Source organism: Sphingomonas hankyongi, assembly GCF_023516575.1.
GTDB lineage: Bacteria > Pseudomonadota > Alphaproteobacteria > Sphingomonadales > Sphingomonadaceae > Sphingomicrobium > Sphingomicrobium hankyongi.
The window spans coordinates 139,934-159,473 of the sequence record NZ_JAMGBE010000002.1; the positions used below are offsets into that span (position 1 = coordinate 139,934).

Consider the following 19,540-nt stretch of genomic DNA (forward strand, 5'->3'; position numbering starts at 1 on the left):
GCTAAGCAGCCGCGTTCTGCACCAGCTTCACCACGACCTGCCGCAGCTCGGCCGGGCTCATTTCGCCGCCAACCACTTCGACATAACCTATTCCCGCGCGGCGCAGCGCTTCCTTCTTGACCGCATCGCGCGCGGCGGTCGCGTGCGCGCCCTTGAAGTGCGCCCCGCCCTGATATTCGATCGCGTGTAGCGGCCTGCACTCGTCATCGACGATCAGCAGGTCGACGCGCTTTGAGTTGATGCAGGCGTATGCGTCCTTGTCCGCGCTGCGCAGAATTTCGCCCAGGCTGACCTGCGCCATCACCTGCCAGCCGGGACGCATCTCCAGCACCATCTTGTCTATCGCCTTGAACAGCCGCGCCTCACTCTTGTTGAGCAACGCCTGCGCCATGAAGTCGGCGTTCATCACCGTGCGCAGCTGGTCCGCCGCGTCGGGCACTTTCTCCGGCAGCCTGTCATGCTTCGGCATCCAAGGGCCAGCCTTCAACTCGCCCTTGCGGCCCCAACCCTTCCGGCGTCGCCATTTCTGACGATTGGGCCACGCGACGAAGCGCTCGACATAAATCCCGATCATCGCGCCCACGAACAGGAGCGCGATGAGCAGGATGGGCTTATCGATCAGCGCTGCGATTTCAGGCGGCATGGCGCCTCCTGACTAGCGCTGCTGCGCTGCGCCCGATGCTGCCGGCGCAGCCTGAACCTGCATCGGGGCTGCGGGCGCGCCCACGACCATCGGCGCCTGCGATGCCACCGGCATCGCCAACGGCACGTCCTCATCGACGAACGCCTTGATGATCGTTCCGGCCGGTACCAGCGCGCTCGTTCCTGTCATGAAGAAGCCCGCCGGAAGGAAAACGATGCCGGAAACGAGGGCCGCGCCAACGCCGCCGGCGACGCCCTTGTCGTCGAACGCACCGCTCATGCGGATCTGCCGGCCGTTCACCGTCACGTAGAGGATGCGCGCGCCGAGGTGGCCCGACTTGCCCCACATGCCCTTGTTGCGGACGTCGGTGATCTCACCCACGGCAGGGCTGCCGACCGGGATGACGTTCACGCCCTGGACCATCACCGGCTCGGACGTTTCCAGATGGAAGCGCCCGCCGACGCGAAGCTTCTTGCCCTTCGTCGTCAGCTCCTCCGAAAGCCGCAGCGGAACTTCGGTCCCGACGCGAAGGATCGCATTGGGCGTGGCCGGCGCGATGATCGGAGTAACCGGCGCTGCGACTGGCGCTGCGGCTACTGTTGCTTGCTGCTGTTGCTGAAGCGGCGTCCACTGGGCGCCAGAATTTGCTTGCGCCGCGGCGGCCGCGGCGAACGCGATACTCATGTACATCACTTTACGAACTCCCCCTTTGCGACCGGCTCCCGAGCTCGAGCGCAGGCCGCAACCTGCCCGAAGTGATTCAACTATGCAAAATGTTCGCGCACGCCTTGTTGTTTTCAGTTCATGCGGCGATTTCGCGGACGGCTCGTTCTTGCCCCTGAACTCGCCGGCGTTTCCCGGGCGAGAACAAGGAAATCCCATGCAGACCCGAACCCGTTTTCTCGTCGCTGCAGCGACGATCGGCGCCATCGCCGCTCCCGCCGTTGCGCAATATCCGCAGGCCTACCCGCAAACCTACCCGCAGGCGTACCCGCAGGCCTACCCGGGCTATGCGCAGCCCTACGGCTACAACCAGGGCTATGGCGCGCAGAATTCCGTCGGCGCGATCGTCGATCAGCTGCTCGGCAACCGCTACAACGTCACCGACCGGCGGGCCGTAAGCCAGTGCGCGGCGGCCGCGACCACCGAGGCGCAGGCGCAATATCGGGGTAATCATGCCGGCCAGTACGGCTATCAGCAGGGCTACAACCAGGGCTACGGCTACCAGCAGCAATTCGCCGCGCCGTCGATGCGGGTGACGGCCATTACCGACGTGCAGCGCCGCTCCAACGGGCTTCGCGTGCGCGGGCTGCTGAGCTCGGGCTATGCCGGCCATCATGGCGGCCAGTACGGCTACCAGAACGGCTACCAGAACCGGAATTATGCCGCGGGCGACATCGGCTTCCGCTGCAACGTCGATTATCGCGGCGTCGTCACCAGGGTTCGGATCGACCGCGACGTCGCGACGCGCCGCTACTAGGCGTTTCATCTTCGAACCAGGCGCAGGGCGGCGGGCGAAAGCTCGCTGCCCTGACGCTCACCCTAACCACCAACCGGGCAATCCTGCTTCCACGGGATCGGCTTGCTCGCCAGTTCCGACACGATCAGGTTGATCGTCCTCTGGTCGGAGTTCGGAAGCGGGTTGTAGATGCCGGTCACCCGCGGCGCGACGACCGTATCCTTATCGTAGACGATCGCCTTGACCGACCCGAGCGCGAGGATCGCATTCTGGATGGTGGTCGGGTTTAGCTCGCTCGGCAGCGGCAGCGCGGTCGTGACCTGGCGACCGGTGATCCCCAGCGTCTGCAGGATCAGCGAGCCGCTGACCCGCTCCGCCTGCGCCGCGGCGGATAGGGCGCCGAGGCTGGTCAGATTGACGCTTCCCCTGAGCACGGTGACGTTGGCGGTCAGGCGCAGGCCCACGCCGACATACACCGGGATCACGAACTCGCCGGTCCCGGGCTGCGCCGCCGCCGGGGCTTCATCGTCCAGCCGGGCCAGCGCCTGCAACGGCGCTCCTTGCTCGATACCGACGCCGCTGTAGCGGAACCTGAGGTTCGCGACGTCCGCGTTGATGTAATCGAGGATCACTTGGTAGCTGTTGCCCTCGACGCCGACCTGGACCGGGGCGACGCCGCCGCTCACCGATCCGCTGAGCTTCCGCACCGCGATGCGGACGGCATTGTCGGGAAGCACGTTGAGGATCGATCCGCGCGGGTTGCCGGGCGCGCAATTGGCGCCGTCGACCACGTGCACCGGCAACGGGTCGAGGGGCACGTAGCTGAAGCCGGAGAAGATCGCCGCCGGTGTCTGGGGTGTGTCCGGGAAGCTGCTCCCGAACGATGCGCAGCCGCCGAGGGCCGCAGTCGAAAGCATCAGAACGCATGCACGCCGCATCACTGCCTCTTTTCCAGAGAGCGATTCGGCGCCGCGACTATACGTGGATTTGATCGGTTGAGAACTGGTCCGGCGGGCTGCACCGACTTCACCGGCCAGCCTGAGAAATCGGCGGAGGTCCGCTAGCTGCCGGTCAAAACGCTTTCGATCGGGTCGAGCAGGTCGATCGCGACGAGGACGGCAAGCGCGCCGATCGCCACGTTCCGCCTTCTGGTCACGATCGCCGCGATCCCGGCCGCGAAGAGCAAAGCGAGGAAGATCCAGCCCCACCATTCGATATAGCTCCACGAGGCCCAGCCCATCGTCGCGGGGCGCAGCCCGAACGCCAGGGCATTGGCCGCGAGTACCGCGCCAATCGCCTTCCCTTTCTCCTGCGCGAAATAATCGTCGAGGTCGGTTTGTCCCTCGAGGTCGTCGGGAAAGACGAGCGCCGCCGCGAAATAGCAGAAGGCGGTGACGAGGAATCCGCCGAACAACACAGCCGACTGGTCCGTCAGCGCGTTGCGCGCGCGCCAAACGACGCGCCAGAACAGCACCGTCTCGGTCGTAACCCAGGTCGCGAGCAGGCCGGTGGCCCAACCGACGCGGATTCGCGGCCGCCGCTTCACAACCCGCGCGAGCCCGCCGAGAACCTCCGCCAGCGCGAGGCTGAGCAGGATCACCAGCAGCGAGAAGACGAACTCGAAATTGCTCATGGGAGCCCCCTCCCGACGAACGATTTACGCTGCTTCCGGTGCGGCCTCAAATATCTCCGCGTGGCGGCCGCGGATCGCGCGGCCGCCAGCCCCACATGGCTAGTTGATGTAGATCCCGACCACCTTCCACGCGCCATCCTCGCGGGCGAGCGAGACCGTCTCGAGCGCGTCGGCCTTGTTGGCGAAGCTTGTGCGGAACTTGACGACGCGAACGCCTGCGGGCGGGGCGGGCACGCGGTCCTGGCCGATCGCGACGCGCGAGACGACTGCACCGAGCGGGGCCCGGACTTTTTGCCCGACCTGGGTGAACCTCTCCAGCGTGTTGAGCTTGCGGAAGGAAGCGCTCGTGGCGTTCCAGCTCTCGCGCCAGCGGCTCTCGTCCTCGAGCGCAAGCCAGTCGCGCGCGGCGCGCTCGACTTCCGTCTGGACGGCCGGGACGACTGCCGGCGCTTCGGAGTATCCGGCGTTGCCGGCGGACTGAGGGACGGCCACGAGGGCGAGGATCCCGAGAATGACAGACATGATGACTACTCCTGCGATGAGCCAGGCGACCCGGGGAGCGGCGCCCGATGCGTTCGCTTCTCCCAGGCCGGGCACAGCTCGATGTGTCATCGTTTCGAGCGCGGGCGCTTCCCCCATTCTCTTGTCCGCAAACTTTTGAGGGTTCTCGCCTTCCCGGTCGAGCAGGAGGCGCGCCGCCTCCCGGCTGCTCGAAACCTCTAGCTTGCGCCGCGCGTCGCGCAGCCGCTCGTTCACCGTGTGGACCGAGAGACCAAGATGCCGTGCCGTGGACTTTGCGTCGTGCCCGCGCACGATAAGGCGAAGCGTCTGCTTCTCCTTCTCGGTCAGTGCCTGGTAACCCGCAGACATACGCTGCACCATGTTCGCCGCTGTCATGTCGCTCGTCTAGGAAGCGGCGAGGACCCTCGCCACCCCGAAAAATTTGTGGCGTCAGATGTTCTCCAAGTGCGCGGATCACCTGAAAGATCGGTGAAAGTCCCCACTCCGGCCTTAGCCGTTTCGCCTTATGAAGTGATGCGTGCCCTCCATTCGGAACCGACAGGGGAGGTTGGCATGACCTTGAAGCGCACGCTCTTTCTCGCCGCCAGCGGCTCGCTCGTCCTGGCGCTCGCCGCCTGCCAGCCGCCCGACAAGAGCGCGAAAGGCAACGGCGGCGCCGGCAGCGGCATCGGCGGCGATACGGACTCCGACCCGGAATTCATGGTCACTTCGGCCGGCAAGAACGGGGCTCCGGGCTTCACCCCGCAAGGCTGGGGCTGGAAGCCGGGGAGCAAGGTCGAGATCAGCCTGTTCAACGAGCCGGACGGACAGGGCAAGCCGAACCCGAGCTGGAAGAAGATCCTCGACGAGACGGTCGAGCCTTCGACCATGTTCGGCTTCAACGACAAGGCGCCTTTCTATCCCGTGCGCCGAACCCTCTGCGGCAATCCGCCGCCGCGCCTGATCATGCTGGCGATGGCGAAGAACACCGATACCGGGAAGATCCGCATGCGCCCGCTCCCGGTCGATCTCTACTTCACCTTCCAGCCCTGCCCGCACTCGGGGGCCGCACCGCAGGCCGGGGGCCAGCCTCTGCTCCAGCCTCCGCAAGAGCAGCCGCCGCCGCAACAACGGCGCCGGCGTTAGCCCGCGACAGCCTCTTCCCCTGTCCCTAGTGTTGGGCAGACGACGCAACGCGCCCCGCCCCTGGCTCAACCCGTCGCAACACCAAGAACTTCAGCAACTTAGCTCCGTTTAGCACCCGAGCCGTCCGAACGAGGCGGAAAAGGGCGGGCGCGTTCGCGCGCCTGTTTTGTATGCGCAACCTGAGGAGACGAGTTATGCGTAATATCCTGATTGCCGCGGCCAGCATCGCGGCCCTCGCTACCCCCGCTATCGCCCAGACGAACACCGGAAGCGGAAACGGCCTTGTCGCCGTCAACATCCAGAATGTCGACCTGCTGAACAACTTCCTGAACGATTCGCAGATCGCCGCGCTCAACGACGTGGGCGTGCCGATCACCGTGCAGGCGCCGATCAGCGTCGCCGCCAACGTTTGCGGGACGACCGTCAATGCGCTCGCAGCGCTTCGCAAGACCGGCGATGCCGCCTGCGACGCGAAAACCGCCAACAGCGCGCTCGCCAACATCGTCCAGCGTCAGAAGCTGAAGCAGAACAAGTAACTTTTCGAGCGAACTGAAGCGTTTGGGCTCGGCCGGTTTCCCCTTCCGGCCGGGCCCTTTCTTCACCGGCGATAGAATCGCGCGGCCTCGGCGCAGAATGTATTTTCCTACAGGCCGCCTCTTGTGCCCTAAGCTTGCGGATGACCGCGTCGCTCGTCTCCGCACCCCCCTCGCTGACGAAAGTCACATCTCAGTCAACTTCGGCGCCGCCTCTTCTCTCTGTACCGCCCGCTCACAAAGCGCGCGGCACGGTCAACTTCGTGACCTTCCCCGCCGCCCCAAAGTCACGAAATGGAGGAAGTGGAAGGAGCCCCGTTTCGACCCGCTTCACCGTCCACTTTGATGAACCTTGATCCGCGGATACGGCTGTTGAAACCAAATTTCGCGATTGTCGTTTGAGAGGCGAAATGGCCGCATCTGCGGTCGCGAAATCAGGGTTTGTGCGCGTGGCGGGCTACAGGCTTTATGGCCTCGACGGGGTCGATAAGGTCGCGTCCGGCGAATGGTTTGACGCCGAAGATGACGAGACCGCAGTCGAGGTCGCGAACGAAATGATGGACGGCAAGGACTGCGAGCTCTGGCAGGGCCGCAGGCTTGTCGCGCGCATCAGGGGCAAGCAGCGGCCCTGACGCGCGGTCAGGCGGCCTGGTTCTGCTCGCCGTCGAGCTCGGCCACCAGGCGATGTCCGTCCCACAGCTCGCACTTGGTGAAGCCGAAGGACTGTGCGCGGGCGAGCGCTTCCTCGTCGGTCGCGGCGTCGATCCAGTCGGACATGACGGTGTCGCGAGCACCGTCGTAGAAACAGATTCGGTAGGTTTTGGTTGGGAGGGTCATACGCAACAGCTCCTCGAAACAGCGGGAGCTCTCAATTGTCTCTCGGTCACCGCCGTGCTGAAGCCGGACGCGGTGATGACGGCTGTGTAACATAATGCGGCCGTGTGCGGGCTAACCTGGGTTACTGGCCGGGTCGTTCGTCGGCGAGGCGAGCAGTTTGACGCGCGGGCCCTTGCGGCGATGCCGATCACTCGAAAACCGGGGCCATGTCCTTGCGATTGCTCGTATTTGCCGCGCTCATTAGCGTCTCCATCAGCTCCGCCGGCTCCTCCAAGACTCTAGAGCAGGAGGCGCGCGAGGCGCAGAAGCGGCTCGACGACATGACGGAGCGACTCATGCGCGATCCCTATGAGGCGATGGGCAATGCGACCCTCCCTTCGGGCAAGACGGTTTCGGTGAGGCGCTACCTGAACCAGATCCTCCAGGGGATCCCGGCCGAAGGGGACGTGGTCTTCCCGGCGCACATGAAGACCACCGGCGGCAGGAAGCCGCTGAAGCTCGAATGGTCGGTCGACGTGGTCGGGAGCACCTTCCTCCCGGGCCCGGAGGTGAAGCTGGCGGACAGCGAGATGGTCTTCGCGGGGGTGGGCAGTGCGGAAAATTACGCCGGCCTCGATGTCGCGGGGAAGACGGTGATCGTCATTACCGACGACGGCGGGCGGTCGCGCGGTGTCCGAACGAGCCGCTCGGACCTTGCGAGCCAGTGGCGGACGGCGCTCGATCGCGGCGCCGCGGCTGTGCTGTGGGTTACGAGCAACCAGCCTGCGCTGCAGTTCTGGGATTCGATGCGGGCGACATGGAGCGGCGTGAACCAGTCGCCCGAATTCCGCGACCCCCAGGGGCACCCGCTCTATCCGCTGAAGGTTGCCGGCATCCTCAGCCACAAGGGCGCGAAGAAGATCTTCGCCAATGCGGAGGTCGATTTCGATAAGTCTGTCGCCGCGGCGCTCCGGCCGGGCTTTCGCGCTTTTGCCTTGCCGATGAAGGCCTCGATGACGTTGCAGGTACGGCCCGCGGACGAATTCGATTCCAACAGCTTCAAAGTGCCGGATTGAGCGTCAATTACCCTGCAGGTACCGTCGCGCGGACTCGTTCGGATCGACCATGGGCTTGGTCACGTCGGCGCGCGCCCGAAAGGCCTGCTCGTCCGCCTGGCGCGCAGCCTCATATTCGGCGCGGCGGCCTTCCTGGTCGAGCACGTCGACCAAATTCTGGTGCGGGTTGCCCAGCGGCATCCCGGATTCGATCCTCTTCGCTGAGTCGATCAGCATCTTCTTCATTCCGAGAGCGTAGGCGAAGTCAGGGATCTCGGCGATCTTGCCGTTCGGACCGTCGGCCAGCGCCGAGCGCAGCACCGACTGGTCGACATCGACGTCGCCCGTCACCAGCGTCTCGGTGCCGTCATTTTGCGGGCTGAAGGTGAAATGCGCTTGGCCAGCCTCGGCCTTGTTGAGCATCAGCTTGAGGTCGATCCGCTTGCCGCTCTCGCGTTCGACCTTGACCTCATAGTCGATCTTGCCGCCGCTGCCGTAATCGGCAGTGTCGCTCGCACTACCGCTGCCTATGGCGCTCGAAAAGGCGGAATAGACCGCGTCTGGATCCTTGTGAACGACCTGCTGTGCGTCGTGGCCGAAGCCGGCAAACGCGGCGATCCCGGCCACGCCAAATCCCGCAACGCTCAAGAGGAACATCCGCATGGCAACACTCCGCCCTACCCTTGCGGGCGAACTGCTACCGCGAAGCGCCTAAAGAGTGCTTAAGAACTCAGTCGCGGGCGCGGTGCGGCAACTTGTCGAACCGCTTCTTGCCGCGCGCCTCGAAGGAGGCGCTGAGAAGCCGCTCGGACGTTTCCTCCGCCGCGTCCGGGGTCATCGCCACATCGACGTCGTCCGGGCCGCTGACCTCGACTGCATCATTGAGCGCTCGAACCTTGCTGGGCTGGTCGTAAATCGTCGGTTTGTCGGTCATTGCATGTGCAGAAACGATGCTACGCAACAACGGTTGCGGACGTTTCAGCAGATGAACGATTAGCGCTTAGGCGACGCCGACGAGGTGAACGATATTGGCCGTTTCCTGCTGGCCCAGTTCCTGAAGCCGGCGATCGTAGCCTTCGGCCATCTCCAGATGCGCTTCTCGCGCCTTCGGATGAGGCGCAGACAAAGCCGCAGCGCGCTCCTCGGCCGCACGTCGAACGTAATAGACCCGATCACTCTCCATAGCGCCACCCCCCGATGGCTGCGCTTGCCCGACTCGAAGCCCGAGTCGCGGCAGCAGGAGTTATCCACATAACATGAAATCGGCCGCGTAGAACTTGCGCGATGTTAAGGCCCGTTATTGCCCGCTCATGTACCGCTTCGCCGCGTCGTTCGGATCCATCATCGGCTGGGCGGCGGATTGCTGCCGCGTTTCTCCGTCATGACGCCGGACCTCGGCGAGCTGCTCCGGGTCCATGCCCTCGTAGAATTCGGGCGGCGGCTCGGAGCCCGACGTCTGCCAACCCTCTCCGGGAAGATTGAGCGGCATTCCTGCCTCAATCCTTTCGGTATATTTGGCCATCGTCCGCCGCATTCCGTTGACGTAGGCAGCTTCGGGCAAATCCGCGAGCCGCTCCTGCGGCGTGCCGGTGAACGCCTTCTTCATCACGGAAGTGTCCATTGAAACGTCGGCATCAACCAACGTCGTTTTGCCGCCGTCCTTCGGCGTGAAGGTGAAATGTACTTGCGAGGCCGTTACGCCATCGAACTTGGTGACCACGTCGACTGCCTCATCCGACTTTCGCTCGACGAATGTCTGCATGCCGCCATGCCAGAGGTTGCTGTACTGGCTCGCCCCGCCCATCGCACCTTCCGAGAAAGCCTCGGCAAATGCCTTTGAGACCGTGGCCGGATCTTCCTTGACCAATTGCTGCGGGCTCTGACTCTTGCAGCCGGCAATCGCCAGCGCCGCCGCGGCGACCGCCCATACCCAACGCCCACGCATACGCCACTCCCCGAATTCGATCGGGAAGGCTAGTTCTGCACTCCTAAGGAGAGCTTAAAGGACCTGCGGCGTCGGCTGCAGGACGGCGCAGGCGATGCGCGCCCCGCTCTTGCCGCTCGGATCGGTAACATAATCATCCGCATCCGCATGGATCACGAGCGCGGCGCCGTCCGCGTCCAACAAAGCGCCAGGCGTACCCACCGGCGCAGTGAGGCTGGCGCCGGAAAGAGTGACCGTCTCCCCGAGCACGCCGTTCGCCGCGACGTTCACATTGCGGAGATCGCCGGCATGCGGCCCCTCGGGATTGTTTAGCCCGTGCTTGTGCGCGGTCGGATTCCAGTGGGGGCCTGCGCTCGCGAAGTCCGGGGCGTCGCAGCGTCCGACGCTGTGCACGTGGAGGCCATGAACTCCGTGGGGCAATCCTTCGGCAACGATGCGGAAGGTCACGCCGCCGGTCGTCTGCCAGGCGCGGACGGTGCCGATCTGGACACCAGCTGCGTTGATCAGCGCCATCGGAGCGCCGCCCGGCGGCTCGTTCGCGACGCAGGCCGTCATCAGGATTGGAAGGAGGAAAGTCAGTTTACGCATGCTGTCCCCTCTGTCGTCATGCTGAACGCGTTTCAGCGTCCATTCCGTAAATTTGCGCTAAGTCTCAACTATGGACCCTGAAACAAGTTCAGGGTGACGGTCATTCGTCGGGCTCGACCTTCACGAGGATTTGCCCCTCGGTCACCTGCAAGCCCATGGTGGCAGCGAGGTCCGTAACTCTTCCGTCGAATGGCGCGAGCAGCCCATGCTCCATCTTCATGGCTTCGAGCGTGAGCAGGCGCTGGCCCTTCTCCACCTTGTCGCCAGCCGCGACGTCGACCGCCGTCACCTTGCCCGGCATCGGCGCCTCGATCTCGCCATCGTGAATGCCGTGCTCACCGCCACCGCCGAAGCGAGGCGGGGTGAACAAGAAGGGCTGCGCATCCTTGAACACCAGGGCGCCGTCGCCAAACGGAGCACTGAAGCCCGAGGCGTCAGCGCAGGCTTCCAGATCGATCGTCCGGCGTTCGCCGGCATGTTCCAAGGTGATCCTTACCTCGTCGTCGGCATTCATGCGGAAGCCTAAGTTCTGGGTCCAGGGCCCCGCACGTGCATCTTGCGATCCCGCAAAATAAGGGGCGAACGACTGCATCGCTGCAAGCCGCCACTCATTTTCGCCCGCAACGGGCGCAGCGGCGAGCGCGTCTCCACGATCCCCGATCAGCCCCGTCGTAACATTCCCAGACTGGAAGTCCGGATCCTGCAAACAGGACAGCAGGAAGGCGGCGTTGGTCTTCACCGGCCAGACCCGCAGCCCGAATAATGCGGCGGCGAGGCCCATCATTGCATCCGTGCGGTCCGCGCCGGTCGCGACCAGCTTTGCAATCATGGGATCGTAATAGGGACTGATGGCGTCGCCCTCTTCGACGCCCGTTTCAATGCGCGTCGCCGATTCCGGAAAATCAAGGAGCGCAAGCCGTCCGACGCTCGGCAGGAAACCCTTTGCAGGGTCTTCAGCATAGAGCCGCGCTTCCATCGCCCAGCCGTCGATCGACAGCTCGTCCTGCGTCTTCGGAAGCTTTTCGCCCGACGCAACGCGGAGCTGCCATTCAACCAGGTCCTGGCCAGTGATCTCCTCCGTCACCGGATGTTCGACCTGAAGTCGCGTGTTCATCTCCATGAACCAAATGCGATCGGGCTTCAGGCCGTCGGACGCATCGGCAATGAACTCGATCGTCCCCGCGCCCTCGTAGTTCACGGCCTGTGCGGCGCGTACGGCGGCACCGCACACGGCCTCGCGAGTCTCCGCGTCCATGCCCGGTGCGGGTGCCTCCTCGATCACTTTCTGATGGCGGCGCTGGAGCGAGCAGTCGCGCTCGAACAGATGGACGACGTTGCCGTGGCTATCGCCGAATACCTGCACCTCGACGTGGCGCGGCGAGAGGATATATTTCTCGATCAGGACGCGGTCGTCACCGAACGCGCTCGCGGCCTCGCGTTTCGCGCTCTCCAGAGCATCGTCGAAGCCCTTTGCGTCGTCGACACGGCGCATGCCCTTGCCGCCGCCGCCGGCGACGGCCTTGATCAGCACCGGATAACCGATCGCGTCGGCCTCCTTTTTGAGGTGCTTCGCGTCCTGGTTCTCGCCGAGATAGCCGGGCGTCACTGGCACCCCGGCATCCGCCATCAATTTCTTGGCTGCGTCCTTGAGACCCATGGCGAGGATGCTGCCCGGCTTCGGCCCGACCCAGATCAGTCCGGCCTTGATGACGGTCTCCGCGAACTCCGCATTCTCCGACAGGAAACCGTATCCCGGATGGATCGCCTCAGCGCCGGTCTCTTTGGCGGCCTCGATGATCTTCTCGCCGACGAGATAGGATTCACGCGCCGGGCTCGGTCCGATGTGCACCGCCTCATCGGCCATGCGGACGTGCAGCGCCTTGGCGTCGGCGCCCGAATAGACGGCGACCGTGCGAATTCCGAGCCTGCGCGCAGTGCGAATCACGCGGCAGGCGATCTCGCCACGGTTCGCAATGAGGAGCGATTTGATCATCGGCCGCTACATCCTGAACACGCCGAACTGCGGCCGATCCGGAATCGGCGCGTTCAGCGTTGCGGCGAAGGCGAGACCCAAAACATCACGCGTTTGCGCGGGGTCGATGATCCCGTCGTCCCATAGGCGCGCGGTCGCGTGCCACGGATTGCCTTGCGCTTCATAATCGTCGCGGATGGGCTGCTTGAAGGCCTCGGCCTGCTCCGGCGTCCATTTGTCCGCGTCGCGGTGGACGGTCGCCAGCACGCTAGCGGCCTGCTCGCCACCCATGACGCTGATGCGCGAATTAGGCCAGGTGAACAGAAACCGCGGCGAGTAAGCACGGCCGGACATGCCGTAGTTGCCCGCACCGAAGCTGCCGCCGATCAAAACGGTAATCTTTGGAACGCTGGCGGTGGCGACGGCGGTCACCAATTTCGCACCGTGCTTGGCGATGCCCTCTGCCTCATATTTGCCGCCGACCATGAAGCCGCTGATGTTCTGCAGGAACAGCAACGGGGTCCGGCGCTGGCAGGCGAGCTCAATGAAATGCGCGCCTTTCACCGCGCTTTCGCTGAACAGGATGCCATTATTGGCAAGGATTGCGACCGGAATTCCCCAGATGTGCGCGAACCCGCACACAAGGGTCGGTCCGTAAAGCGGCTTGAACTCGTGCAGCTCCGACCCGTCGACGACGCGCGCGATCACCTCATGCACGTCATAGGGCGCGCGCACGTCTTCGGGAATGATGCCGTAGAGCTCGTCGCAATCGAACGCCGGCGACCGCGGCTCACGCAGCTCGATCGCAGAGGATTGCGGCTGCAGCGTCGAGACGATGTCGCGAACGATGGTCAGCGCATGCTCGTCATTCTCGGCGAGGTGATCGACGACACCGCTCTTGCGCGCGTGCAGGTCGCCGCCGCCCAGATCCTCGGCGCTGATCTCCTCACCCGTCGCGGCCTTCACGAGCGGCGGTCCGCCGAGGAAGATCGTGCCCTGGTTGCGGACGATCACGCTTTCGTCGCTCATCGCCGGGACGTAAGCCCCACCCGCGGTGCAGCTTCCCATCACGCACGCGATTTGCGGGATACCCTTCGACGACATTTGCGCCTGGTTGAAGAAGATGCGGCCGAAATGCTCGCGGTCGGGAAAGACCTCGGCCTGGTGCGGCAGGTTCGCGCCGCCGCTGTCGACCAGGTAGACGCACGGAAGGCGGTTCTCGAGCGCGATTTCCTGTGCGCGGAGATGCTTCTTCACCGTCATCGGGTAGTAAGTGCCGCCTTTGACCGTGGCGTCGTTGCAAACGATCATGACCTGCCGGCCCGACACGCGACCGATGCCTGCGATCAGCCCGGCGCCCGGCACCTCGCTGTCATACATGTCGCAGGCGGCAAGCTGACCGATCTCCAGGAACGGCGAACCGGGATCGAGCAGGCGTTCGACGCGCTCCCGGGGCAATAGCTTGCCGCGCGAGACATGGCGTTCGCGGTGCTTTTCGGGACCGCCTTTTGCAGCCTCGGCCACGTCGGCCCGCAGCTTCGCGGCCAAGGTACGGTTGTGCGCGGCGCGAGCGCGGAACTCCTCGCCTTCCGTCGCAATCTTGCTGTCCAGACGCGGAGCGCTCATGGCGAGTGGCCTAGCCGCTGCGATCGAGATTGAAAACTGCCCGGCGGTTCCGCTTCAATGGCCGCAAGCGGCATGCTATGCCGGGCCAGCGAGGGGGCAACGGAGGTCAAGCGTATGACCTATTGGGAGTTCAAGGGCCGCGAGCTCGTCAACTGCACGTGCGAATATGGCTGCAACTGTCAGTTCAATGCACTTCCGGACAAGGGCCATTGCCACGCTGTGGCGGCCATCCAGATCGACCAGGGGCACCACGGCGAAACGCGCCTGGACGGCTTGCGCGTCGGCGCCATCTTCAAATGGCCGGGACCGATCCATGAAGGGCACGGCGAGGCGCTCGCCTTCGTCGATGAGCGCGCCGACGACGAACAGCGCGAAGCTTTGCTCAAGATCATGACCGGCCAGGACACCGACCCCTTCGCGACGATGTTTGCGGTCTATGCTTCGACGGTCGAAACCATGCATCCGCCGGTGTTCACTCCAATCGAGTTCGAGGTCGACGTCGAAGCGAGACGCGGCCGCATGTCGGTGCCCGGCTATGTCGAGATGACCGGCGAGCCGATCCGCAACAAGGTCTCGGGCGAGGAATCGCGGGCGCAGATCGTACTGCCGGCCGGCTTCGAATATGAAGTTGCCGACATCGGCAGTGCCTCGAGCCGCACGACCGGCGGGCCGATGCAGGTCGAGTTCGCGGACAGTTACGGCCAGTTCGCCAATCTTCATCTCTGCAGTCACGGTGTCGTCCGCGCCTGACCTGACTAGCCGAATATTGCGTCACGAGCGCGCGATCGTCGCCATCGGCATCGCGCTGCTCGTCGCGCTCAGCTGGTGGTTCCTGCTTAGCGGCGCGGGGATGGATCATGGCATGGCCATGCCTGGGATGGCGCCGCCGTCGCTGAGTGCGCTGGTGCTGATGTGGTGGCTGATGATGGTGGCGATGATGCTGCCCTCGGCCGCACCAGCTGTCCTGCTTTACGGCCGCGTTCGCCAAATGCGCGGGGGCGATGCAGACGTCGCGAAATCGTGGGTGTTCCTCGCAGGCTATGTCGCGGTCTGGTTGCTATTCTCGTTCATCGCAGCGAGCGCGCAGCATTTAATGGCCGGACCGTCTATGACCTTCGAAAATCCCGCGATCGTCAGCGCGATCCTCATCCTGGCCGGTCTCTACCAGCTCTCCCCACTGAAGGGTGCTTGCCTCCGCGAATGCCGAACGCCCGCGCAGTTCCTCAGCCGGCACTGGCGGCCCGGCACGATCGGCGCGCTACGCCTGGGAGTGCTCCATGGCGCTTATTGCGTGGGCTGTTGCTGGCTGCTGATGGCGCTGCTCTTCGTCGGCGGGGTGATGAACTTCGCGTGGATCGCGGGCCTGACCGTGATCGTCGGGATCGAGAAGCTGGTCCCGGGCGGCGACCTGATCGGACGTCTGGCGGGAGTGGCGCTGATTGCCTGGGGGGGCGCCCGGCTGCTTCCTTAAACGCCGATCACCTCGCGGCCGATCAGCATGCGGCGAATCTCGTTCGTGCCCGCGCCGATATCGAGCAGCTTCGCGTCACGATAGTAACGCTCGACCGGCCAGTCCTTGGTGTAGCCGGCGCCACCGAGCGCCTGCACGGCTTCATTGGCCACCTTCACGGCATTTTCCGAGGCGTAAAGGATCGCGCCGGCGGCGTCGAAGCGCGTCGTTTGTCCCGCATCGCAGGCCCTGGCCACCTGGTAGACGTAGGCACGCGCGCTGTTCAACGCGACATACATGTCAGCGATCTTGGCCTGCATCAGCTGGAAGCTGCCGATCGGCTTGCCGAACTGCTTGCGCTCGCGGACGTAAGGCAGGACCGTGTCGAGACAGGCCTGCATGATCCCGATCTGGATGCCGGCGAGGACGGTGCGCTCATAATCGAGGCCGCTCATCAACACCGCGACGCCTTCATTCTCCTGGCCGAGGATGTTCTCGGGCGGAACGAAGCAATCGTCGAACACCAGCTCATTCGTTGGTGAGCCGCGCATCCCGAGCTTGTCCATCTTCTGGCCGATGGAGAAACCGTCCATGCCCTTTTCGATCAGGAAGGCGGTGATCCCGCGGCTGCCCTCGCCCGTCTTTGCGTAGACAACGAGTGTATCGGCATAACCGCCGTTCGTGATCCAGAACTTGGTTCCGTTGAGGCGGTAGCCGTTGCCGCTTTTCTCCGCCTTGAGCTTCATCCCGACGACGTCGCTGCCGGCGCCCGCCTCGCTCATCGCGAGTGCCCCGACATGTTCGCCGCTGATCAGCTTGGGGAGATATTTCTTCTTCTGCTCGGGGTTGGCCCAGCGGCGGATCTGGTTGACGCAAAGGTTGGAGTGCGCACCGTAGCTGAGGCCGACCGATGCCGAGGCTCGCGCGACCTCTTCCTGGGCGACCACATGCTCGAGATAGCCGAGGCCCAACCCGCCCCACTCTTCCTCGACCGTGATGCCATGAAGGCCAAGCTCGCCCATCTGCGGCCAGAGCTGGCGCGGGAACTCGTCCGTCTCATCCATCTCGGCCGCGATCGGCTGGATCTTGTCGGAGGCGAAGCGGTGAGTCGTCTCCCGAATGGTGTCGGCCATCTCGCCGAGGCCGAAATCGAGGGCAGCTTCCTGGGACATTATCGCTTCTCCGTTGCGGGTCGCCGCTAGCAGAGCGTCCATGGTTTGAACAAGCGAGCCGCCCGCCTTATGTGCGCTGCAACATCCCGACTCCGGAGCACAACCATGGCCACTTCGCCTTCTGCCGACCCGATCGTCATCCTCTCCTATGCGCGCACGCCGATGGGCAGCTTCCAGGGTGCCCTCTCCGGACTTAGCGCTACCGAACTCGGGGCTACCGCCGTCAAAGCGGCCGTCGAGCGCGCTGGGATCAGCGGCGACCAGGTCGACAAGGTCTTCATGGGCAACGTGCTCTCGGCTGGCCTCGGCCAGGCGCCGGCGCGGCAGGCGGCGCTCGGGGCGGGCCTTCCCCGCTCCGCCGAAGCGGTGACGATCAACAAGGTGTGCGGGTCGGGCATGCAGGCCGCGATGTTCGCCCACGACATGCTGAACAGCGGCTCGGCCGACGTGATCGTCGCGGGCGGCATGGAGAGCATGACCAACGCGCCTTTCCTGCTGAAGAAGCACCGGTCCGGCGCCCGCATCGGCCACGACACCGTCTACGACCACATGATGCTCGACGGCCTCGAGGACGCCTACGAGGCGGGTCGCGCCATGGGCACCTTCGCCGAGGACGCTGCACGCGAATATCAGTTCACGCGCGAGCAGCAGGACGAGTATGCGATCGAAAGCCTGCGACGCGCCAATGACGCCATCGCCAACGGCCGATTCGACAAGGAGGTCGTTCCCGTGACGGTCACCAGCCGCAAGGGCGATGTCACGGTCGACCGCGACGAGCAGCCCAGCAAGGGCAATCCGGAGAAGATCCCGCAGCTCCGCGCCGCGTTCGCGAAGGACGGCACCATCACCGCCGCGACCTCATCGTCGATCAGCGATGGCGCGGCAGCTCTGGTGCTGACCCGGCAGAGCGTTGCCGACAAGCTCGGCAAGCAGCCGATCGCGAGAGTGGTCGCGCACGCTGCCCATGCGCAGGAGCCGGAGAAGTTCACCTCCGCGCCCGTTCCGGCAATTCAGAAGGTGCTCGACAAGGCCGGCTGGAGCGTCGGCGACGTCGACTTGTTCGAGGTCAACGAGGCTTTCGCCTGCGTTGCGATGATCGCGATGCGCGACATCGGAATCCCGCATGAGAAGATCAACGTGAACGGCGGCGCGACGGCTCTGGGTCACCCGATCGGCGCCAGCGGCGCGCGCATCACGACGACCCTGATCGCCGCGTTGCAGGATCGCGGCCTCAAGCGGGGGATCGCATCGCTTTGCATCGGCGGCGGCGAGGCAACAGCGATAGCGGTGGAGCTGGTCTAACCGAACAGTTCGAGCGGCCGCTCAGACGTGATATCGTTCACGGATGAGCGAGCCGGCCTCCTCGATTAGCCAGGACTCAAAGCGCGGCGGATTTGGTCCGCTGCTTTCGAAGATAGCGCTTGAGCTATTCATCGTGTTCGTCGGCGTCTCGGCCGCGTTCGCAGTCGAGAATTATCGCGATGCTCGCGCGCAAGACGGGCGTCGCGAAGCGGTCTACCGAGCGCTGGATCGCGAACTGAAACAAATGGCCGAGACTCACGGCCCGATGATGCACAGGCGCATAACCGAGCAGCTCGATGCCTGGGACAAGGCCGTTGCACGCGGAGAAAAGCCAATCCCGCCAGCCTTTCGAATTCCGGATGCCGAGCGGCCGCCGACCGGAGTTTGGAACGCAGCGATAGCCACCGGGACCATCGAACTGGTCGAGCCCGAGCTAATGTTCGAGCTTGCGCGTTTTTATACCCGCGCTGAGACGGTGGGCGACCTGTATCAGCGTTACTCTGCGGCCGCGCAGGTCGATGTCTGGCCCTATCTCAAGGATGGGCCTTCAGCGTTCTGGGAGCCGGATGGCCAATTGAAGCATGAGATCGCCGCGGACATTCAGCGTCTTCGCGATTTTCGGGATTGGCAGGGCCGGCTCAGTGAGGAGGCTAGGCTGGTACGAAAAAGGCTCGCGCAAGCCTCCAACGATTAGCAACGGCCTCGCAAGACTCCCTGATGTTTCGGGCATGGAACAGTGGTAAGAGCGCCATTCCTGAGACAAGGGGGAAATCACCATGCGCCTGACGATTGTCGCGCTTACCGCGCTTGCCTTGGTTGCGTGCAACAAGGCCGAGGCCCCGGCTGACACCAACGTCGCGGACACCAATGCGACGGCGGACGCCAATGCGGCGGATGCCAACGCTGTGGCCACGCCCGCCGCATTCCAGCTTAACGAGACGTCTTGGACCTACAGCCGCAAAGGCAAGGAGATGCAGGAGTCAGTCGACGCAAGCGGCAATTACATCGTGAATTCAGGAAGCGAGCATGTCGACCACGGGACTGCGGTCATGAAGGGCGACAAGGCGTGCTTCACCAGCGCGATGACCAAGGAAGGCGAGGATTGCTGGACTACGAAGCCGGTGGAAATCGGTCAGTCGATGGAGACGACCAACGACAAGGGTGAGACCCTGAACGTCACGCGTGTCGCCTACACGCCGCTGACCATGTAGCCCGGAGGGCCAAACGCCGGCCTATTTAGGGCCGGCGTAGGCCTGACATTCGAGCTCGATCAAAGCGCCGAGCGCGAGACCGTTCGCTCCGAACGCACTACGGGCCGGCCGCTTTCCTTCGGGGAAATAGGTCACGTAGACTTTGTTCATGGCCGCCCAATTGGCCATGTCGCTGAGCATCGCTGTGCAGTGGAACACGTCTTCGTAGCCGCGGCCTGTGCGCTTGAGGATCGCACCGATATTCTCGAGCGCCTGCTTCGTCTGGGCCTCGATCCCGTCAGGCAACTTGCCGTCAGCGCCGATACCCAGCTGGCCGGAGAGATAAAGCACATCGCCGACCCGAACCGCGTCGGAGAACGGCAAAGCCTGGCCGTTCAAGGCTGGCTTTCCATAATGTTCGACAGCTTGTCGGGGCGCGGCGCTTGCTGCGTTGGTCATCAAGAGAACTCCAGTTGCGATCGCGGCAGTGAACTTCATGTGACCCCCTC

At 64.3% G+C, this 19,540-nt stretch carries 25 protein-coding genes; 10 read left to right on the forward strand and 15 right to left on the reverse strand.

All coding sequences use genetic code 11. The annotated features are described in order from the left end of the window. Nucleotide 1 precedes the first annotated feature (1 nt). Both LZ538_RS05355 and LZ538_RS05360 read right to left on the reverse strand, forming a co-directional pair. A complete protein-coding gene (locus LZ538_RS05355; protein ID WP_249830981.1) occupies nt 2–643 on the reverse strand; it encodes a DUF2726 domain-containing protein in 642 nt (213 codons plus the stop codon). 12 nt (nt 644–655) lie between these two features. After that, on the reverse strand, nt 656–1,327 hold the full coding sequence (locus LZ538_RS05360; RefSeq protein ID WP_249830982.1) for a hypothetical protein: 672 nt from the start codon (nt 1,325–1,327) through the stop codon (nt 656–658). 196 nt (nt 1,328–1,523) lie between these two features. Between LZ538_RS05360 and LZ538_RS05365 the strand changes: the two genes are divergently transcribed. Beyond that, entirely contained in the window at nt 1,524–2,123 is a 600-nt protein-coding gene (locus LZ538_RS05365) for a hypothetical protein (RefSeq protein WP_249830983.1), read from the forward strand. A gap of 62 nt (nt 2,124–2,185) precedes the next feature. Here LZ538_RS05365 and LZ538_RS05370 read toward each other — a convergent pair whose 3' ends face one another. From LZ538_RS05370 to LZ538_RS05380, 3 genes are all read right to left on the reverse strand, one after another. After that, nucleotides 2,186–3,040, reverse strand: coding sequence for a hypothetical protein (locus tag LZ538_RS05370; RefSeq protein ID WP_249830984.1), 855 nt, complete (start codon nt 3,038–3,040; stop codon nt 2,186–2,188). 122 nt (nt 3,041–3,162) lie between these two features. Continuing rightward, nucleotides 3,163–3,735 (reverse strand): hypothetical protein, encoded by a 573-nt coding sequence (locus LZ538_RS05375; protein ID WP_249830985.1) that lies wholly within the window; start codon nt 3,733–3,735, stop codon nt 3,163–3,165. A 99-nt stretch (nt 3,736–3,834) separates the two neighbouring features. After that, a complete protein-coding gene (locus LZ538_RS05380; RefSeq protein WP_249830986.1) occupies nt 3,835–4,632 on the reverse strand; it encodes a helix-turn-helix domain-containing protein in 798 nt (265 codons plus the stop codon). Nucleotides 4,633–4,809: 177 nt separating this feature from the next. On the opposite strand from LZ538_RS05380, the gene LZ538_RS05385 reads away from it, so the two are divergent. From LZ538_RS05385 to LZ538_RS05395, 3 genes are all read left to right on the forward strand, one after another. Then, a complete protein-coding gene (locus LZ538_RS05385; RefSeq protein ID WP_249830987.1) occupies nt 4,810–5,382 on the forward strand; it encodes a hypothetical protein in 573 nt (190 codons plus the stop codon). Between the two features lie 194 nt (nt 5,383–5,576). After that, entirely contained in the window at nt 5,577–5,918 is a 342-nt protein-coding gene (locus tag LZ538_RS05390; RefSeq protein WP_249830988.1) for a chaplin family protein, read from the forward strand. Between the two features lie 407 nt (nt 5,919–6,325). After that, on the forward strand, nt 6,326–6,547 hold the full coding sequence (locus tag LZ538_RS05395) for a hypothetical protein (RefSeq protein WP_249830989.1): 222 nt from the start codon (nt 6,326–6,328) through the stop codon (nt 6,545–6,547). 7 nt (nt 6,548–6,554) lie between these two features. Here the strand turns inward: LZ538_RS05395 and LZ538_RS05400 are convergent, their stop codons facing one another. Further along, a complete protein-coding gene (locus LZ538_RS05400) occupies nt 6,555–6,752 on the reverse strand; it encodes a hypothetical protein (protein ID WP_249830990.1) in 198 nt (65 codons plus the stop codon). A 206-nt stretch (nt 6,753–6,958) separates the two neighbouring features. Here LZ538_RS05400 and LZ538_RS05405 point away from each other — a divergent pair, with 206 nt between their 5' ends. Next, complete coding sequence (locus LZ538_RS05405) at nt 6,959–7,807, forward strand: protease-associated domain-containing protein (RefSeq protein ID WP_249830991.1); 849 nt, start codon at nt 6,959–6,961, stop codon at nt 7,805–7,807. 3 nt (nt 7,808–7,810) lie between these two features. On the opposite strand, the gene LZ538_RS05410 is transcribed toward LZ538_RS05405, so the two are convergent. From LZ538_RS05410 to LZ538_RS05440, 7 genes are all read right to left on the reverse strand, one after another. Beyond that, nucleotides 7,811–8,449, reverse strand: coding sequence for a hypothetical protein (locus LZ538_RS05410; protein WP_249830992.1), 639 nt, complete (start codon nt 8,447–8,449; stop codon nt 7,811–7,813). A gap of 67 nt (nt 8,450–8,516) precedes the next feature. Further along, on the reverse strand, nt 8,517–8,720 hold the full coding sequence (locus LZ538_RS05415) for a hypothetical protein (RefSeq protein WP_249830993.1): 204 nt from the start codon (nt 8,718–8,720) through the stop codon (nt 8,517–8,519). Nucleotides 8,721–8,786: 66 nt separating this feature from the next. Continuing rightward, nucleotides 8,787–8,969: a hypothetical protein gene (locus LZ538_RS05420; RefSeq protein WP_249830994.1), complete on the reverse strand. Its 183-nt coding sequence runs from the start codon at nt 8,967–8,969 to the stop codon at nt 8,787–8,789. A 114-nt stretch (nt 8,970–9,083) separates the two neighbouring features. Then, nucleotides 9,084–9,731: a hypothetical protein gene (locus LZ538_RS05425; RefSeq protein WP_249830995.1), complete on the reverse strand. Its 648-nt coding sequence runs from the start codon at nt 9,729–9,731 to the stop codon at nt 9,084–9,086. A 54-nt stretch (nt 9,732–9,785) separates the two neighbouring features. Then, the gene (locus LZ538_RS05430) at nt 9,786–10,319 is read right to left on the reverse strand and encodes a superoxide dismutase family protein (RefSeq protein ID WP_249830996.1); all 534 of its coding nucleotides are present in this window, start codon (nt 10,317–10,319) and stop codon (nt 9,786–9,788) included. A gap of 100 nt (nt 10,320–10,419) precedes the next feature. Continuing rightward, on the reverse strand, nt 10,420–12,312 hold the full coding sequence (locus tag LZ538_RS05435) for an acetyl/propionyl/methylcrotonyl-CoA carboxylase subunit alpha (protein WP_249830997.1): 1,893 nt from the start codon (nt 12,310–12,312) through the stop codon (nt 10,420–10,422). A gap of 6 nt (nt 12,313–12,318) precedes the next feature. Beyond that, nucleotides 12,319–13,917 (reverse strand): carboxyl transferase domain-containing protein, encoded by a 1,599-nt coding sequence (locus LZ538_RS05440; RefSeq protein ID WP_249830998.1) that lies wholly within the window; start codon nt 13,915–13,917, stop codon nt 12,319–12,321. Nucleotides 13,918–14,031: 114 nt separating this feature from the next. Here LZ538_RS05440 and LZ538_RS05445 point away from each other — a divergent pair, with 114 nt between their 5' ends. After that, a complete protein-coding gene (locus tag LZ538_RS05445) occupies nt 14,032–14,667 on the forward strand; it encodes a DUF1326 domain-containing protein (protein ID WP_249830999.1) in 636 nt (211 codons plus the stop codon). Beyond that, the gene (locus LZ538_RS05450; protein ID WP_249831000.1) at nt 14,651–15,388 is read left to right on the forward strand and encodes a DUF2182 domain-containing protein; all 738 of its coding nucleotides are present in this window, start codon (nt 14,651–14,653) and stop codon (nt 15,386–15,388) included. Before LZ538_RS05445 ends, LZ538_RS05450 begins: the two co-directional genes overlap by 17 nt. On the opposite strand, the gene LZ538_RS05455 is transcribed toward LZ538_RS05450, so the two are convergent. Beyond that, nucleotides 15,385–16,539 carry an isovaleryl-CoA dehydrogenase gene (locus tag LZ538_RS05455; protein ID WP_249831001.1) on the reverse strand — a complete coding sequence of 385 codons (1,155 nt, stop codon included), beginning with the start codon at nt 16,537–16,539 and terminating at the stop codon, nt 15,385–15,387. The genes LZ538_RS05450 and LZ538_RS05455 overlap by 4 nt on opposite strands. 105 nt (nt 16,540–16,644) lie before the next feature. Between LZ538_RS05455 and LZ538_RS05460 the strand changes: the two genes are divergently transcribed. From LZ538_RS05460 to LZ538_RS05470, 3 genes are all read left to right on the forward strand, one after another. Next, nucleotides 16,645–17,841, forward strand: a complete 1,197-nt coding sequence (locus LZ538_RS05460; RefSeq protein ID WP_249831002.1) for an acetyl-CoA C-acyltransferase — start codon at nt 16,645–16,647, stop codon at nt 17,839–17,841. Nucleotides 17,842–17,884: 43 nt separating this feature from the next. After that, nucleotides 17,885–18,535, forward strand: coding sequence for a hypothetical protein (locus tag LZ538_RS05465; RefSeq protein ID WP_249831003.1), 651 nt, complete (start codon nt 17,885–17,887; stop codon nt 18,533–18,535). Nucleotides 18,536–18,617: 82 nt separating this feature from the next. Next, nucleotides 18,618–19,052 carry a hypothetical protein gene (locus LZ538_RS05470; RefSeq protein ID WP_249831004.1) on the forward strand — a complete coding sequence of 145 codons (435 nt, stop codon included), beginning with the start codon at nt 18,618–18,620 and terminating at the stop codon, nt 19,050–19,052. Between the two features lie 21 nt (nt 19,053–19,073). On the opposite strand, the gene LZ538_RS05475 is transcribed toward LZ538_RS05470, so the two are convergent. After that, nucleotides 19,074–19,529 (reverse strand): RidA family protein, encoded by a 456-nt coding sequence (locus tag LZ538_RS05475; protein ID WP_249831005.1) that lies wholly within the window; start codon nt 19,527–19,529, stop codon nt 19,074–19,076. Nucleotides 19,530–19,540 lie beyond the last annotated feature (11 nt).

What these genes read in the sequence shown, in the direction of transcription:
- LZ538_RS05410 (WP_249830992.1), bottom strand. Translation starts at nt 8,449, where the DNA reads ATGCGGATGTTCCTCTTGAGCGTTGCGGGATTTGGCGTGGCCGGGATC.
- LZ538_RS05475 (WP_249831005.1), bottom strand. Translation starts at nt 19,529, where the DNA reads ATGAAGTTCACTGCCGCGATCGCAACTGGAGTTCTCTTGATGACCAAC.
- LZ538_RS05355 (WP_249830981.1), bottom strand. Translation starts at nt 643, where the DNA reads ATGCCGCCTGAAATCGCAGCGCTGATCGATAAGCCCATCCTGCTCATC.
- LZ538_RS05415 (WP_249830993.1), bottom strand. Translation starts at nt 8,720, where the DNA reads ATGACCGACAAACCGACGATTTACGACCAGCCCAGCAAGGTTCGAGCG.
- LZ538_RS05370 (WP_249830984.1), bottom strand. Translation starts at nt 3,040, where the DNA reads ATGCGGCGTGCATGCGTTCTGATGCTTTCGACTGCGGCCCTCGGCGGC.
- LZ538_RS05380 (WP_249830986.1), bottom strand. Translation starts at nt 4,632, where the DNA reads ATGACAGCGGCGAACATGGTGCAGCGTATGTCTGCGGGTTACCAGGCA.
- LZ538_RS05455 (WP_249831001.1), bottom strand. Translation starts at nt 16,539, where the DNA reads ATGTCCCAGGAAGCTGCCCTCGATTTCGGCCTCGGCGAGATGGCCGAC.
- LZ538_RS05390 (WP_249830988.1), top strand. Translation starts at nt 5,577, where the DNA reads ATGCGTAATATCCTGATTGCCGCGGCCAGCATCGCGGCCCTCGCTACC.
- LZ538_RS05400 (WP_249830990.1), bottom strand. Translation starts at nt 6,752, where the DNA reads ATGACCCTCCCAACCAAAACCTACCGAATCTGTTTCTACGACGGTGCT.
- LZ538_RS05435 (WP_249830997.1), bottom strand. Translation starts at nt 12,312, where the DNA reads ATGATCAAATCGCTCCTCATTGCGAACCGTGGCGAGATCGCCTGCCGC.
- LZ538_RS05445 (WP_249830999.1), top strand. Translation starts at nt 14,032, where the DNA reads ATGACCTATTGGGAGTTCAAGGGCCGCGAGCTCGTCAACTGCACGTGC.
- LZ538_RS05470 (WP_249831004.1), top strand. Translation starts at nt 18,618, where the DNA reads ATGCGCCTGACGATTGTCGCGCTTACCGCGCTTGCCTTGGTTGCGTGC.
- LZ538_RS05460 (WP_249831002.1), top strand. Translation starts at nt 16,645, where the DNA reads ATGGCCACTTCGCCTTCTGCCGACCCGATCGTCATCCTCTCCTATGCG.
- LZ538_RS05360 (WP_249830982.1), bottom strand. Translation starts at nt 1,327, where the DNA reads ATGAGTATCGCGTTCGCCGCGGCCGCCGCGGCGCAAGCAAATTCTGGC.
- LZ538_RS05385 (WP_249830987.1), top strand. Translation starts at nt 4,810, where the DNA reads ATGACCTTGAAGCGCACGCTCTTTCTCGCCGCCAGCGGCTCGCTCGTC.
- LZ538_RS05420 (WP_249830994.1), bottom strand. Translation starts at nt 8,969, where the DNA reads ATGGAGAGTGATCGGGTCTATTACGTTCGACGTGCGGCCGAGGAGCGC.
- LZ538_RS05425 (WP_249830995.1), bottom strand. Translation starts at nt 9,731, where the DNA reads ATGCGTGGGCGTTGGGTATGGGCGGTCGCCGCGGCGGCGCTGGCGATT.
- LZ538_RS05375 (WP_249830985.1), bottom strand. Translation starts at nt 3,735, where the DNA reads ATGAGCAATTTCGAGTTCGTCTTCTCGCTGCTGGTGATCCTGCTCAGC.
- LZ538_RS05440 (WP_249830998.1), bottom strand. Translation starts at nt 13,917, where the DNA reads ATGAGCGCTCCGCGTCTGGACAGCAAGATTGCGACGGAAGGCGAGGAG.
- LZ538_RS05465 (WP_249831003.1), top strand. Translation starts at nt 17,885, where the DNA reads ATGAGCGAGCCGGCCTCCTCGATTAGCCAGGACTCAAAGCGCGGCGGA.
- LZ538_RS05430 (WP_249830996.1), bottom strand. Translation starts at nt 10,319, where the DNA reads ATGCGTAAACTGACTTTCCTCCTTCCAATCCTGATGACGGCCTGCGTC.
- LZ538_RS05405 (WP_249830991.1), top strand. Translation starts at nt 6,959, where the DNA reads ATGTCCTTGCGATTGCTCGTATTTGCCGCGCTCATTAGCGTCTCCATC.
- LZ538_RS05395 (WP_249830989.1), top strand. Translation starts at nt 6,326, where the DNA reads ATGGCCGCATCTGCGGTCGCGAAATCAGGGTTTGTGCGCGTGGCGGGC.
- LZ538_RS05365 (WP_249830983.1), top strand. Translation starts at nt 1,524, where the DNA reads ATGCAGACCCGAACCCGTTTTCTCGTCGCTGCAGCGACGATCGGCGCC.